The 391-nt window shown below is 67.0% G+C and carries 1 protein-coding gene; it reads left to right on the top strand.

Translation table 11 applies throughout. The annotated features are described in order from the left end of the window. The coding region (locus ACXR2T_RS15795) for a hypothetical protein (RefSeq protein WP_489945566.1) at nucleotides 1-391 on the top strand (391 nt) is incomplete at both ends.

Raw genomic sequence — 391 nt, 5'->3', positions numbered from 1 at the left:
CCGAGGTGGCGGCGCTGCTGGGCAACTTGATCACGGCGCTCAACTCCCCGAACACAGCAACCAACACGGCCGACCCGACGAGCGCCCCGGCCGACCCGGGCAACACGACCGACTCGACCGACTCGACCGACTCGACCGACTCAACCGACAACCCGACGGGTGATCTTTCCGAGGCGTCGCGGGTGCGGTTTCGTGCCGCTGATGAACCAGACTCCGAAGATCTTGAGCCCGACTTGACGCCCCGGCCAGAGGACGCCCGGTCGCAGGGGCAGAAGATGCATGACTCGCTCATGCTGATCGCTCAGATGGCCGGTCAGGCCGCCGAGATGCCTACTCAGGGTGGGGCGCCGGTGACGGTACTCATTCAGACGACCCAGGCCGAGCTGGCGGC

This window comes from Leucobacter faecis (assembly GCF_054456635.2).
Note: the sequence above shows the minus strand (reverse complement) of the source record. Positions and strands in the feature narration are given on the sequence as shown.